Genomic DNA, 14,279 nt, shown 5'->3' with positions numbered 1-14,279 from the left:
TTAATCCAAAAACTCCCAAGCGGTCCTAAGCTCTCCCGCCAATTCAACTGTCTCTAGTAGATCTTTGAAAAATTCGTTTTGCCCTAGAGTGGAGCCGTCGCCCACCATCACTAAAAGTTTTTTGGCTCTAGTCATTCCTACATTCCATCTTCTGGTCTCTGATAAAAATCCGATCTGACCTTCCGGATTGGAACGAACCAAGCTGAAAATTACTGCATCAGATTCTCTGCCTTGAAAAGAGTCAACAGTCTCTACTTCCAACTGAGAAGAATGTTCCGGGATGATTTCCTCTAATTTTTGTTTTAGAAGATATCTTTGGTATCTGTAAGGGGAAAGTAAGATAAGATTTTTAGGATCCCATCCAGAATCCAAAATTCTTTTTACTATGTTTACCGTAAACTCTGCTTCCCAAGGATTTCCTAAACTACCTTCCGAATTTTCTTCCGAAGTATCCGTTCCGGAACTATCTAAGAAGACTAGGCTTGAACCGAATGGCTCTCCTGAATCGAAAGGAACTTTTTCTCTAAGGTTTTGTTCCAGTCCGGATCTTAGTTTATTCTCATAAAACATCTGATTCGGGAATGTCTGGATCGGATCAGTCATTCTATACTGAGTATCCAATAGAAACACTCTTTCCTTGTCCTGGAAAATAGGAAGAAGTCTCTCCATTAAAGAAACCTTAAGTAGTTTATCTTCCGAGATCACCGTAGGAGGAAGTTGAAATGGATCTCCGGCAATCACAAATCTCTCCGCTTTTAAGATAGGGATCCAAGAAGAAGGTTCTATCGCCTGGCTGCCTTCGTCCAAGACCGCATAATCAAAATCCAAATTATGCAATTGGTAAGAAGAAGCGCCAGTATGTGTACATACTATAACTGGATGCGACTCCAATAAATATCTGATCAGAACCTTCTGCCTTTCTTTGATACTTTTTCTTAATGCGTCTGCTTCTTTATAGAGACTTCTTCTTTCCTCCGCTTCTTCTTTACCAAAACTTCTTTTGTATTTGCGGGCCTTCTTCAATAATTCCTGGACTTCTTTTCTGTCCCTTTCTATCAATTTTGCTTCCGGAGAATGATTTAATTTCATCTCCAAAGAGTTCTGAAGAATATCAGGATGCATCCGAGCAGGATGACCGATCCTTAAAACCGGAACTTTTAGTCTTTCCAATGATTCCACAAGTAGATCGGAAGCTGCATTCGTGGGAGCAGAAGCGAGTATCCTTTTACCTTCGGAAGCCAAGATACGAATTGCTTCTACGATCGTTTTGGTCTTTCCCGTGCCGGGAGGACCATGTACTAAAATAAAATCTTCCGTTTGTAAAATTGCGGAGACTGCCTTCTTTTGGGAATCGTTCAGAGTATCAGGAAGATTAGAGAGAGGTTTAAAATTCGGTTTAGAAACTTCCAATTGATTGGAAAATAGATCCGCAAAATATTTCTCTCTGGATCCTTTTTTAGCGGAGATTACTTTTTCTAAGGCTCGGTCCCATTCTTTAAAACTAGTCTCATCGGGAAGAATTTCGAGAGCAAGTTTTCCCTCTTCCACCCAATCCGGAACTTCTTCCATATAAACCAGATAAGAGTCTTCGTTTGCTTTGAGTAGAACGGAGATATATTCTTCTGCTTCCTTAACGATACGAACAGGTGTACCAGATCTGAATAGTTCCGGAATATTTTTAGACTTTGTGGGTTTAAGTAGCACCTTCCAGTTTCCGTCAGCACCAAGTTCGGCGTCTTCGAATACTAAAGGGAATACTGTGAATCCGTCTTGGACTCTTTTGTTTAGATCAGAAGAAGAGATTTCTTCCTTAAACTTATCTAGCTCTGCCTTTCTTTCTTTTTTTAAAGATTCACGTAAGGCGGAATAGTAAGATTCTTCCATTCCAATTAGAGTCGGTCCGGAGAAAGTACTACGATCTTATAGCTAGGAGTTTTTTGGTCCTCTCGAGTGGGAAGACTTTCCGCGTAATGGATAGCCGATGCTAGTGTGGTTCCCGTAGTCAGTCCCGCAAAAATTCCTTCTTTTTGGTAGAGCTCGGATTGGTAACGAAGAGCCTCGTCCCTATCCACTCCAATATATTGGTCCGTAACTTTTGGATCGAAGGACTCTGGAAGTCGGATGCTGGAATCTCCTTGTACCATTTTACGAATGAAGCGAGAATTCTTGCTCACTCCCATAATGACCCTTAAAGAAGGCTTTTTACTTTTTAAATATCTTCCTACACCGGAAAGAGTTCCGCCGGAACCTCCGCCTGCAACAAACGCATCCACATTCCCGCCAAGATCTCTCCAGATCTCGGGGCCGGTAAATAAAAAGTGTGCATTCGTATTTGCCATGTCCTTGAATTCATTCAGGATCACGCTGTTTTTCTCTCTGTCCTTTGCTGACTTTGCAGTTTCCAAAAGAGAATCGTCCCAATTACCTTTTGCAAGCTGGACCACTTCTACAGTGGCACCGTAGGATTTCAGTTCTTTGATCTTTTCCTGATCCGTATCAGGAGCTAAAAATACTTTGAACTTGTATTGGCGAAGAGTAGAAATCCATGCTAAAGAAATTGCAGTAGTATTGTATCCCGCTTGGAAAATAGAACCGCCAGGTTTTAGCTCCCCTCTTCTTTCTGCGGCAAGCACCATAGAAAGTGCGGTCCTATCCTTTACGCTTCCAGTAGGATTGCAGAACTCCGCCTTGAGATAAATTTCCACATTCGGAATATGGGAACCGATCTGGTTGAGTCGGATGAGAGGAGTGTTCCCGATCATTTGGAGAACATTCTCCTTGATCGGTTTAGCTACGCTTAATTCCCTTCCGAACGCATTTTGTACATTATTCAAAGCCCCAAGAAGGCTATTGCCGAATTCATCGATGGAACGGGAAATTTCGTCGAACATAGTCTTCTAGGGTCCTGTGATCTATTTAGAAAATTACTTTAAAGAAGCGTACAACCAAGGAACATCTTTTCGATTTTTCTCCTCATAAGAAGAGATCTCTGCAGCATGCTTCAGGGTTAAACCGATATCGTCCAAACCGTTAAATAAACAATACTTACGGAAAGAGTCCACTTCGAAATTGTATACGTTTCCGGAAGGACTGATCACATTCTGTTTGTCCAGATCGATCTTAATTTTGGCTCCCGGAGTCTTATCTACGATCTTGAAAATTTCGTCCACTTCTTCCGCCTTTAAAACAACCGGAAGCATACCGTTTTTGAAACAATTATTGTAAAAAATATCCGCGTAAGAAGGAGCAATAATCGCTCTAAAACCATAATCTTCCAAAGCCCAAGGAGCATGCTCTCTGGAAGAACCGCATCCAAAATTGTCTCTGGTGACAAGGATAGAAGCTCCCTTGTATCTATCTAGATTCAGACTAAACTCAGGATTCGGTTTGGTTCCCTCATCGTCCAGATATCTCCAGTCATGAAATAGATGGATCCCGAAACCGGTACGTTCAATCTTTTTCAAAAATTGTTTCGGGATGATTGCATCCGTATCTATATTTGGGCGATCAATTAGAACCGCTAAACCTTCGTGTTGGGTAAAAGCTTTCATATAAATCCAGTATCCTTATTTCCAATTCCGAATATCTACAAAATGTCCTTCGACCGCAGCGGCAGCTGCCATTGCAGGACCGACTAAGTGAGTTCTTCCACCTTTTCCTTGTCTTCCTTCGAAGTTACGATTGGAAGTAGAAGCACATCTGTCTCCAGGTTGTAAAACGTCATCATTCATAGCAAGGCACATGGAACAACCCGGTTGTCTCCATTCAAAGCCTGCTTCTATAAAAATTTTATCTAGTCCTTCCGCTTCTGCTTGGCGTTTCACTCTTCCGGAACCAGGGACTACGATTGCCTGGACCTTATTGGAAACCCTTTTACCTTTTACGGTACTAGCTGCCACTCTTAGGTCTTCAATTCTAGAGTTTGTGCAGGAACCGATGAATACCTTATTTACAAAGACTTCTTCCATCTTTTGTCCAGGTTTCAGGTCCATATATTTAAGTGCATTTTCTATACTTGTCTTTTCTACAGCATCCGGCGCATCTTTTGGATCTGGAACAATACCTGTCACAGGAACTACTTGTCCTGGAGAAGTTCCCCAAGTCACTTGAGGAGCGATCTCTTCTGCTTTTAATACGATGCTAGTATCGAATTTTGCTCCATCGTCTGTCACATAACGTTTCCATTTTTGGACAGCCAGATCCCATTCTGCACCTTTAGGTGCGAAATCTTTTCCTTTCAGGTAATCGAAAGTAGTTTGGTCCGGAGCGATCAGTCCAGCTCTTGCTCCCGCCTCTATCGACATATTACAAACAGTCATACGAGCTTCCATACTTAAGGAAGAAATTGCTGAGCCTCTGTATTCGATTACGTATCCGGTAGCGCCACCAGTACCGATCTTTCCGATAATCGCAAGAACGATATCCTTTGCGGTCACATGTGGAGAAAGTTGACCATCTACTCTGATCTCCATTGTCTTTGCTCTTCTTTGCATAAGAGTCTGGGTAGCAAGCACATGCTCTACTTCGGAAGTTCCGATCCCAAAAGCCAGAGCTCCAAAAGCCCCATGAGTAGAAGTATGGGAGTCCCCACAAACGATAGTCATACCAGGATGAGTGAGTCCCATCTCAGGAGCGATCACATGGATAATCCCTTGGTCCGGATGGTTTAAGTCATAAAGAGTAATTCCGTTCTCTTTACAATTCTTGATAAGAGTTTTCATCTGATTGGCAGAGATCGGATCGGCCAGTTCCAGGTCACGAATCCTAGTGGAAACGTTATGGTCCATGGTAGCGAAAGTAGCTTCTGGACGTCTCACTTTTCTGCCGGCCATACGAATCCCGTCAAAAGCCTGGGGACTCGTAACCTCATGGATCAGATGTCGGTCTATATAAATAAGATAGGACCCTCCGTCCATTTCACCGACCAGATGGTCTTCCCAGATTTTTTCGAACATCGTTTTCATGGTTTGCAGGTCCCCCAGGGGGTAATTCAAGAGTAAAGATTAGACTTCCTTAAGGAAGCTCTCTTCCATGCTAAAAATCAGGGGTTTTTCGTAAAGAAGGTTCCGGGAAGAAGGTCCCGAATCTATCATTTGCCTCGGAAAACTAGCAGAGCTTTGCCGATTCCGATCTCATCAAAATCGTATAAGATCCTAGGTCTCAGAATTTTTTTACCATTTAAGAAGGTTCCTGACTCGGAAACCAGATCATATAAAATATAACGGTTACGTACCTTTCTGATCCTTGCATGATTTTTACTGACAGATTGTTCATATAAGACTAGATCGCATAGATCCGAATTTCCAATATTTGTCTCTGCTCTTGCAAGTGAGTATTGTTTACCTGGATTTCTCCCCTCTTTAAAAACGAGGGTGGCTTTTTCGTAAGATTCACCTTGATCGAATTCTTTTAGAGCGACTGGGGCTGCCCTTTCTGTCTCGATCCGATCTTCTTCGGAGTAAACAAGCTGGTATTGGTTGCCGTACATCTTTCGGTAAGCATCTTGTTCGAATTCGATTGTATGAAGTCTCTCTTCAGCGCTTACAGTTCCTTCTGGATACTGCTTTTTCCCTTTTTTCAGAACTACGATGAGAGCCACCAAAGTAAGAACCAATAAGAATGTAAAGCTGGGAAGAAAGATAGAAGGATGTAATAAGAATACAGCAAGTCTTGTTTGAAAAGGAAGATCATAAGAAAAACTGAGTCTTCTGGAATTTTTAGTTTCCAGTTCCACTTCTAAATTACCACTTCCTTGGAACTGCCATTCGTCTTGGAAAGGAGACTCATATACCAAGGACCAAGGTTCTTTTCTGAAATAATCTAGGTCCCCAAAAACTTGGGTCCTGAAATCTGGACTATTCAAAGAGTAGAATGTCCCACCATATCTTTTTGCCAAAAACTTTCCCCCATTGGAAGGAAAGGAAAGAACATGAATTGGAATATTCGGAGTGTATTCCCCATTCTGAGCTTCGTTGGACGGGATGAGATCCAGGTCGTAAAAGATGGTCAAAATATAATCAGTCTCTTTCAAACGAGGAGAGATCTTTTGGAAAACATAGTCCAGGTTTGCAGAAGTATTCCTGTTGGACTTCCCACCTGGGACCTTAGCTTCTTTTAAGGCATCTGATTTACTCAGGTCGTCTTTGGAGAAGAATACATCATCCGTAAAAAATACAAAACTGAACCTGTCTGCAGAATCCGCTCTTTCTACGATAGTTTTTAAGATCTCTGTGGCCTGTACATTATGATCGAATGAATTCGTCATCTGGGTGATCAGATAAATATGAACTGGCCTTGTGCCTTCCGGTCTATGGATCTTGAGAGGACCTACTCTTCTAGAGCGATTTTCTTTTTGTTCTGAAACAGTAAGAATCTCCTGATCTAAGGATACACCTTTACTAGCTCTCAGTTTTAATTCCACTTTAGGATATCTGGAAATATCATATTCTTCCAAATGGATACTTTCTGCACCGACAAACGACGGATAAACGTTAGCCGCTAAGATCAGAAAGTAGATGAAGAAGGACCGGATCATAAGATTTTGCAATTCAAGCGGGATTTTCATCCAAAGTAAACAGTTTTCTGGAATACTCCAAATGTGGTTTCCAAGACCCGTTTTGGCTTTTTAGGGTCTCGAGTTTTTCTCCACTTTTCATCACAGTTATAGTATCGGCCAGGTCCCTGGCAGAACTAAGATCATGGCTGATAAATAGAAGCCCTGCTCCCAGATCTTTCACCCTGGTTTTCAAAAGTTCCAGGATCGCTTTTCCGGTAGTCGGATCCAAAGCGGAAGTGGGTTCGTCCGCCAGGATAAGTTCCGCTCCCGAATACACCGAAAGTAGTATCAAAATTCTCTGTCTTTCTCCTCCGGAAAGTTGGTGAGGCCTCGCCTTCCAGGCAGCCCCCGGATCAGAAAGTCCGAATTCTTTTAATAACCGGATGCAAGTTGCTTCGTTTGCAAACTCAGGTTGGAGAAGCGAAAAATATTCCAGGATCTGGGAGCCTATGCTAAGGAATGGATGAAGTCCGATCGCTGCAGATTGGGGGATTAAACTGATACGTTTTCCTCGCCAATTTTTCCAAAGAGAAAAATCCCCACTTGGTATGTTTTGGTCGAAGATTGAAAATTTCTTCCAGGTTACGGAAGCTTCTTCATTTAGAAGTCCGAGGACAGTACTTGCAAATGTGGATTTTCCGCTTCCGGATTCTCCTACCAAAGCATGTATTTCTTTTTTAGAAATTTGGAAATCGAAGTTTTTAAGAATATGAGAAGACCCGATTTTTACATTCAGGTCTTGTATCGAAAGAATTGGTTCGGTTAGGTGTGGACTCTCCAAGTTTTATCCCAACTGAAAAAGTTCGTATTCCACAATGGAACAAAGAATATGACCGATCAGAATATGAGATTCTTGGATACGAGCGGTTTCTTTCCTTGGAATGATCAGATCTAAGTCCGCCATTCCTTTCATTTTTCCACCGTCTCCTCCTAAGAAAGAGATCGTTTTCATGCCGGCTTTCTTGGCGGCTTCCAAGGCAGCGATCACGTTTTTGGAATTCCCACTAGTGGAAAGTCCTACAAGCAAATCTCCCGGCTTTCCAAATGCTTCTACCTGGCGGGAAAACACGAATTCGTACCCGTAATCATTGGAGCAGGCAGTCAGAACCGCTGAGTCAGCGGACAATGATATAGCAGGGAGTGCCCTTCTTTCGTTCCCTGATTTATAACGGACCACAAGTTCTGCGGCAATATGAGAGGCATCACAAGAAGAACCGCCATTCCCGCAAAAAAGGATCGTATTCCCTTTTTTTAATACTTCAGAAGCGATTCTTCCTGCTTCTTCAATCTCCGGAAGAAGTGTATCCAATACCGCTTTTTTGGTTTCTATAGAGTCCTCTATCTGTTTGGATGCGATCTCTTTTAAGTTCATTCTCATTTATCCTTTTTAGACCGAATTTTAGAGAGCACTGACTCGAATTCCTTTTTGGCGGAATCGAATTCGTAGAGTGTCAAATTTTCGGAATGCGGAGAATTCCTGTTCCCGCTTACGTTTAAAAAATAGAGTTCTTTGGATACGATCTGTTTCACTCTTTCAGAAGAATTTGCCTGGAAGATATCCTCGAATTCTTTTCCCAAAAATACCAGTAATACAGCGATGGTACTGGGCCTGAGATGGATCAATATCTGTTGTTTCCAAATCGGATCCCAACTTAAAATTTCTTTCCAAGAATCAGAAGAACGTTTTAGGTCAGGCTCTTCCTGCAGTACTGCCCAAGATTCCTCGTCCCAATTCGGAGTATTGATCCCGGATAAGATACTTTTTAGACTCTTATGGTCCCCACTCAATAATCGGTTTAGTTCTGCTTCTCCTAAGAAAATCACTCCGCTGATCTTGTCACCTTGTTCGGTTAGATAGTTCCCGGTGGAGACAACTAAAGAATATTCCCTTCCTGATTTTTCCTTACCTTCTAAACGAAATAGATTGCGGTTGTTTTTAGTCAGCTTTAGAGAAGGACTTTCGAAAATAGTACCGGAAGGTTTTTTACGGGTCACAAAAAAACGATCCGCTTTTTCTCTCAGATCTTTTAATTCCCAGGTATATCCTCTGCTATCTCTAACTACTTCTTTTTCAGATCCTGTAGAGATCGTCTTTTTCTTTCTCCAGAAAAAGAGCTTATTCCAAAACCCGGATTTTTGTTTGCCCTTGGCCATCTTATTTCCCGTAATCTTTTCGAAGATTAGAAGGTCGTTCTATCAATTTTTTGCCCAACTCATAGACCTTTGCCTCTTTTAGAAAAGTAGAATATGCGGAAGAGATCGCGATCGTAAATCCAGGAAACCCATCCAGAAATCCTAATTTGAAAAAGTAGATCTCTACAAATTTTCCGAACGGTTTGGTGATTGTACGTGCAAGGGAAAATTTTTTATTCTTCTTCCAACGAGTCCAAGAAACGATAGATGAGAATTTATTGATCGTATCGACTTGTTGGGCAAGATCTGCAAAACTATAATGTAGGATATCCCCTTTTATCTTTTTGCCCTTACCTTCCACCACCAAATAGTCGTGAGGATTTTCCCCGGTCCATTTGGACTTGGACTTTCGGATGATCCTATACTTGGTCTGAGGATACCATCCTGAAAAACGGATAAACCTTCCCATATGAAAAGTAAGCCTGGAAACTTTGAGTCCGTTTAAGGAAGGATCTTCCGGACTTTCTAAAAACGCACGGAGAGAATCTCTTAGCTCCTCACTCAGTCGTTCGTCTGCATCCAGAGACAGGATCCATTCATTCTTACAGAGTGAGATCGCATCGTTTTTCTGTTCTACATGCCCCTTAAAATTCTGGGAAGAGAACCTCACCTCGGGAAAGGACTCGCTGATCTCCTTAGTTTTATCCGTACTATTCGAATCTAAAACAACGATCTCGTCTGCGATATCTCTGCAGGATTTGATACAGTCCCCGATATTTGCTTCTTCATTATAAGTGATGATAGCTACTGAAAGTTTTTTTAAAAACCTTTCCCGGACCTCGTTTCTGCTCAGAGGTGCCTTAGCTTTAGATTTCTTTTTTTTAGGGGAAGAAGATTCCTTGGTTTTAACGGATTCTGCCATAAGTGAATATCGCCGGAAGCGAATGAATTCCTAAAATAGGAGGTTTTCCTTCTTTGTCAGCGGTTTTTTCTGGAAATCTGAGAGGAAAAGGAAACTCTGGGGACCGGTGAAACCTAGCTTCCTTTCTAATATTTCTGAGACCTCGGGGAAGATCTCCCTATATTCCTTATTATTCTTCTTACTAGCATTTCCACTTTCTGTTTCCGCTTCTCAAATCTTAGCAGGCCTGAGTATTTTCTGTTTTATCTTCTCACCTAAGGAGAATTTCCAAAAGATCAGAACCTACCTTCTCCCCTGGGCATTCATTTTAGGAGCCTATGCTCTTGTATTCATTTCCTCTTTGGCCCATTGGGAAGAATATTCCAATTTCTGGAAAACATTTACGAGACAATCCGAGGCTGGGGATTTCTGGCTTTCGATACTCTTTCCGATAGCGGCAGTACATTCTTCAGAGGAAAAGAATAGAAGGCTGATCTATAAATATCTATGGATCTCTTTTTTACTCATTTTGATTTCGGGGATTGCTTCGGTATTCAGCGAATATAGACTCGGAAAATTTATCTCGAACGGGTTTACTCCAGCTCCAGGAGATAGGAGGCAACATCCTGCCGGGCCACTTTTCGGTTTGGAGACTTATCTTCCGATCGGGTTAATGAATACTCATTTGACCTACGGCGGATTAATTTCTTTTTATATTCCGGGGCTTTCACTTCTACTTTTACGAAAGATAAAGGAAAAGGAAAAGGATCTAAAACGAACACTCGGATTCGGCATCCTTCTTTTATTAGCGCTTTGGGTATTTCTACTCAACCAAAGTAAGTCCGCATGGTTAGGAGTTCTTGCAGTAACAGTCTATTTCATTCTAAGCAAATGGAAAGACTTCTATGGTAAACTTCCAAGGGTTACATTGGCAAGAGTTTCGATCGTAGTCATACTCCTAATCGGGCTCGGTGGGACAGTTCGATTCTTCTACCAAAAGAACTGGTTATTACAAAGGACTCTTGCCCAACTCAGAGAGATCCAGACCCCGGAAAACCAAAGATATTGGATCTATAAACTTAGCCTTCCCTTACTGGCTAAAAATCCAATCCTGGGAACAGGAGGAGGAAGATTTAAGGAAACTAGTTCCGAAGTTTCTAAAACTTTCATCCAAAAGAACGAACAGCTTTGGTACGAATTGTTCATCACACCGAATAAACATGCTCATAATGATATTTTAGAATTTGCGATCGTGGGAGGATGGCTTTCCGGAATTTTATGGATCGGATTCTTCTATCTTTTGTTTAGAAAGATCGCGTCGTCTAGTTTGGACGAAGGGAATTTTCCATTGATAGGAGTTGGATTTATCTGGGTGGCAGGATTTTTCCAATGTTATCTTTTAGACGACGAGGTCGCACTTCCCTTCTATGTATTGGCGGGACTTTTATGGGGAAGAGAGAAGGAAACCACTTCTCAATTTTCCAAAGCTTCGGTAATCTTCTTAAGTTTTACGTTTCTTTTAAACACTTCCTTTTGGATCTGGAGACTTTCTATCCCGGCTGAACTTGCATATGGAAGACAGGTTTTTGCTTCTTCTTCCCAGCTTGCTAGAAAGATAGAAGGAAGGATCCTTCCTTTTAGAAACCAAACAGAGGAAAGAGAAAAAAGAATTTTAGAAACTATATCGGTCTCCCCTTCAGAAGGAAATTCAGAGTTCTCTGTAGAAGGTTGTCTCACTCATAGATATCCGAATCCTGCAAAACTAAGAGAGGAGGATTATTCTTTCGGGATCTACATTTCTCCTGAATGGAAAAATCCACCTACTAAGATCGGAGTTACTGTATTTTCAGAAGAATCTTTTGATGAGGACAAACTTTACTGGTCTCATCGAAAGTACGATTTAGGAATTCATGAGATGGATCTAAAACCTGGTTGGAATTCCTTTGTTTGGAAAGAGACTTTGGGGCTTTCTAAAATTACGATCTTTCCAGATATCGTATTTTTTAGGAGTTTTAAGATCCGTTTTGGAGGTTTTGATCCGGAAAGATCGATGAATCTCCCTGTCTTAGATCTAGGAGATCTCTGCGATTTTAGGTCAGAGTAAGTTGGTACCTGGAGCGGGACTTGAACCCGCACGAGCGTGAACTCACAGGATTTTAAGTCCTGGGTGTCTACCGATTCCACCATCCAGGCGTTTTAGAGACTCTGCCAGGCGTCGCCCGGATTCGAACCGGGGATCAAGCTTTTGCAGAGCCATGCCTTACCACTTGGCCACGACGCCGATATGAGGTATGATTTTGTGTACCTGCAAGGTGTCAATAGAAAAGTGGAGGAAAGACTTTGAGGATCTATTTCTATCGAATCGACTCGAACGCTAGACTTTTCCACGAGGACTCCGAGCTAACGGATAAAAAGTTTTTAGACTTCTTTTTCGCTCATCTAGAAAAAAATCGGACCGGCAAATATCCGGAATATTCCTATATCTCTCCTTGTGGAAAAGAAATGAATTTCGTTCAAACGGAACATTACCCGGTTCTATTTAAACACAGGATAGAAGATAAACTCTATTATGGAGGAGAAAAAGGGATCTTATTCCAACCGGAAAATTTAAAATTCGATACTTTTGGAAATCTGCTCCATCCTTTTCAAAAAGAGATCTGGGGAAGGATCTCTTCTGAAATCCTTTTGGATCCTGAGTTAGAATGGAGAGAAAATTCTGAAAATTGGGATCTGATCTGGAAAGGAAAAGAATTCCGTATCCCAAAATTCAGGTCAGAACTTTAAGATCTTATTCCCACTCTATAGTGCCGGGAGGTTTGTTTGTTAGATCGAAAAACAGATACTCTATTTGAGGAATTTTCAAGACTTCGGAAACCAACTCGTCCAGAACATCTTTTTTCAATCGGAAGAAACTCGCAGTCATCGCTTCCTGAGAATCCACCGGTCTAAGAACGATACTTCTTTTTCCGGATTCGGAGCCCAAAGGAAGAAGTACCACAGGCATCTGCCAGATCTGGTCGTAGATCTTTCTTTTTTGTAGGACCTTCTCCACTGCTGCATCTGCTTCTCTCAAAATGTCTGAATCTTTTTTGTCCAAATCGATTTCTTGGAATTTGAAGTTTGCGTTTTGGAAATCCTGCGACTTTCCTAAGAATAAAACGACTCGATTTACGGAAGAAATTTGGTTTGTGATGGCTGTGGAAATTTTATCCAACTCGTCCCAGGTCTTGTCTCCTGAGATCGCAGCACAATGCGCATAAGACCTTTGGTCCCCTTTTACCCCAACGGAGGCTACAGGAAGAAGTTTAGCTTGGAGAGAAGCCTCCCTTTCTACCAACTCATCCAGTTTTTTTTGGACGGATTCCTCTATCGGTTTTTCTTGGGCGATCATTCTCACCACAAGTCCCGGTCCAGGGAAAGGATGTCTTCCTGTCCATTCTTTGGGAAGTCCTAGGTAATTTCCAAGTTCTCGAACCTCGTCCTTGTATAGGTCCTTGATGGGTTCTACAACTTTTCCTTCTTCCATTAATTTTTGGATGGCTTCAACTCGATTATGATGGGTCTTGATAGTATGAGAATGTTTTGTCCCACCACTTTCTATAGTATCAGGATAGATGGTTCCTTGTCCGAGTAACCATTCATCTGCGTTCAGTCCTAAACTTTTAGCGCAGTCTGCCTGAGCTTGTAAGAATAGATTTCCTACAATTTTACGCTTTTCTTCCGGATCTTTTTTCCCTTTTAAGCTGGAATAAAAAAGTTCGGAAGAATCGTGCACATGCAATTGGATACCTTGGGGAGAAAGTTTGGACTGCAAGTCTGCGACCTCGTTCTTTCTCATAAATCCGGTATCGATTAGAACACCCTTAACTCTGTCTTTTCCCAAAGCTCTGGAGAGAAGAAGGTAGGAAACAGTAGAATCCACTCCTCCTGAGACGAGTAAGAAGATCTTTTTGTCTGGAGGAACAATAGAATGTAATTCTTCTTCTTTTAGATCTAAAAATTGTTTTAGGTTCCAGGTGCCTTCTGCTCCTGAAATTTTTACGAAGTTTTCTAAAAGAACAGATCCTTTTTCGGTATGAGTCACTTCCGGATGGAGCTGTATCCCGAACCATTTTTGGGTAGGATTTTCCACCACTGCATATTCACAGTCCTGGCTAGATGCTGTGCGAGTAAATCCGGAAGGCAAACGAGTCACCTCGTCCCCATGGCTCATCCATACAACTTCCCCACCTCCGAAACCTTGGAGTAATTGGGTTTTGGATGTATCAATAAAATCTAAAGCGGCTCTACCGTATTCTGCAATGCCTGCTTTTTTAACTTCACCACCTAAAAGTTTCATCATGAGTTGGTGGCCGTAGCAGATCCCTAAAACAGGGATCCCGAGCTTTAAGACTTCGACAGGTAAAGAAGGAGAATCCGGTTCGTATACACTTTCCGGTCCTCCGGAAAGAATGATCCCTGAAAGTTTGGAATAGGTTTCGATAGGCTCATCGTTGCCTAAAATTTCAGAATATGCCCCCAAACGACGAATTCTGGACGCGATCAAATGGGCGTACTGCCCTCCAAAATCCACGATCCCAATTACATTTTGGTGCTTCATTCCAAGGTATCCTTAACGTTTCCTTTTAAAATAGAGATGTAAAAAGATTCCCAGAGATAAAGTCCGGAAAACTCTGGTTTTATTAAAGA

12 protein-coding genes and 2 tRNA genes are annotated in these 14,279 nt (G+C 41.8%); 2 read left to right on the top strand and 12 right to left on the bottom strand.

Features of this window, described 5'->3' with window-relative positions; all coding sequences use genetic code 11:
- From LPTSP_RS02425 to LPTSP_RS02385, 9 genes are all read right to left on the bottom strand, one after another.
- Nucleotides 1–1,884: an AAA domain-containing protein gene (locus LPTSP_RS02425; RefSeq protein WP_108927250.1), complete on the bottom strand. Its 1,884-nt coding sequence runs from the start codon at nucleotides 1,882–1,884 to the stop codon at nucleotides 1–3.
- A 5-nt stretch (nucleotides 1,885–1,889) separates the two neighbouring features.
- The gene (locus LPTSP_RS02420; RefSeq protein WP_108927249.1) at nucleotides 1,890–2,891 is read right to left on the bottom strand and encodes a PLP-dependent cysteine synthase family protein; all 1,002 of its coding nucleotides are present in this window, start codon (nucleotides 2,889–2,891) and stop codon (nucleotides 1,890–1,892) included.
- 33 nt (nucleotides 2,892–2,924) lie between these two features.
- The gene (gene leuD, locus LPTSP_RS02415) at nucleotides 2,925–3,551 is read right to left on the bottom strand and encodes a 3-isopropylmalate dehydratase small subunit (protein WP_108927248.1); all 627 of its coding nucleotides are present in this window, start codon (nucleotides 3,549–3,551) and stop codon (nucleotides 2,925–2,927) included.
- 15 nt (nucleotides 3,552–3,566) lie between these two features.
- Complete coding sequence (gene leuC, locus LPTSP_RS02410; RefSeq protein ID WP_108927247.1) at nucleotides 3,567–4,964, bottom strand: 3-isopropylmalate dehydratase large subunit; 1,398 nt, start codon at nucleotides 4,962–4,964, stop codon at nucleotides 3,567–3,569.
- A gap of 125 nt (nucleotides 4,965–5,089) precedes the next feature.
- On the bottom strand, nucleotides 5,090–6,565 hold the full coding sequence (locus tag LPTSP_RS02405) for an FHA domain-containing protein (protein WP_108927246.1): 1,476 nt from the start codon (nucleotides 6,563–6,565) through the stop codon (nucleotides 5,090–5,092).
- The gene (locus LPTSP_RS02400) at nucleotides 6,549–7,337 is read right to left on the bottom strand and encodes an ATP-binding cassette domain-containing protein (protein ID WP_108927245.1); all 789 of its coding nucleotides are present in this window, start codon (nucleotides 7,335–7,337) and stop codon (nucleotides 6,549–6,551) included. Before LPTSP_RS02400 ends, LPTSP_RS02405 begins: the two co-directional genes overlap by 17 nt.
- A gap of 3 nt (nucleotides 7,338–7,340) precedes the next feature.
- Nucleotides 7,341–7,928 carry a D-sedoheptulose 7-phosphate isomerase gene (gmhA, locus tag LPTSP_RS02395; protein ID WP_108927244.1) on the bottom strand — a complete coding sequence of 196 codons (588 nt, stop codon included), beginning with the start codon at nucleotides 7,926–7,928 and terminating at the stop codon, nucleotides 7,341–7,343.
- A 2-nt stretch (nucleotides 7,929–7,930) separates the two neighbouring features.
- Nucleotides 7,931–8,710 (bottom strand): LBBP_01157 family protein, encoded by a 780-nt coding sequence (locus tag LPTSP_RS02390; protein ID WP_108927243.1) that lies wholly within the window; start codon nucleotides 8,708–8,710, stop codon nucleotides 7,931–7,933.
- 1 nt (nucleotide 8,711) lies between these two features.
- A complete protein-coding gene (locus LPTSP_RS02385) occupies nucleotides 8,712–9,611 on the bottom strand; it encodes a glycosyltransferase family 2 protein (protein ID WP_108927242.1) in 900 nt (299 codons plus the stop codon).
- A 106-nt stretch (nucleotides 9,612–9,717) separates the two neighbouring features.
- Between LPTSP_RS02385 and LPTSP_RS02380 the strand changes: the two genes are divergently transcribed.
- A complete protein-coding gene (locus LPTSP_RS02380; RefSeq protein WP_108927241.1) occupies nucleotides 9,718–11,694 on the top strand; it encodes an O-antigen ligase family protein in 1,977 nt (658 codons plus the stop codon).
- 2 nt (nucleotides 11,695–11,696) lie between these two features.
- On the opposite strand, the gene LPTSP_RS02375 is transcribed toward LPTSP_RS02380, so the two are convergent.
- Both LPTSP_RS02375 and LPTSP_RS02370 read right to left on the bottom strand, forming a co-directional pair.
- Nucleotides 11,697–11,783: transfer RNA gene (locus tag LPTSP_RS02375), tRNA-Leu, on the bottom strand.
- 17 nt (nucleotides 11,784–11,800) lie between these two features.
- A tRNA-Cys gene (locus tag LPTSP_RS02370) sits at nucleotides 11,801–11,871 on the bottom strand.
- A gap of 59 nt (nucleotides 11,872–11,930) precedes the next feature.
- Between LPTSP_RS02370 and LPTSP_RS02365 the strand changes: the two genes are divergently transcribed.
- Complete coding sequence (locus LPTSP_RS02365; RefSeq protein ID WP_108927240.1) at nucleotides 11,931–12,374, top strand: DUF4505 family protein; 444 nt, start codon at nucleotides 11,931–11,933, stop codon at nucleotides 12,372–12,374.
- A gap of 4 nt (nucleotides 12,375–12,378) precedes the next feature.
- Here LPTSP_RS02365 and guaA read toward each other — a convergent pair whose 3' ends face one another.
- Complete coding sequence (guaA, locus tag LPTSP_RS02360; protein WP_108927239.1) at nucleotides 12,379–14,190, bottom strand: glutamine-hydrolyzing GMP synthase; 1,812 nt, start codon at nucleotides 14,188–14,190, stop codon at nucleotides 12,379–12,381.
- Nucleotides 14,191–14,279: the final 89 nt, after the last annotated feature.

The sequence above is a fragment of the Leptospira johnsonii genome, from assembly GCF_003112675.1.
Lineage (GTDB): Bacteria > Spirochaetota > Leptospiria > Leptospirales > Leptospiraceae > Leptospira_B > Leptospira_B johnsonii.
Note: the sequence above shows the minus strand (reverse complement) of the source record. Positions and strands in the feature narration are given on the sequence as shown.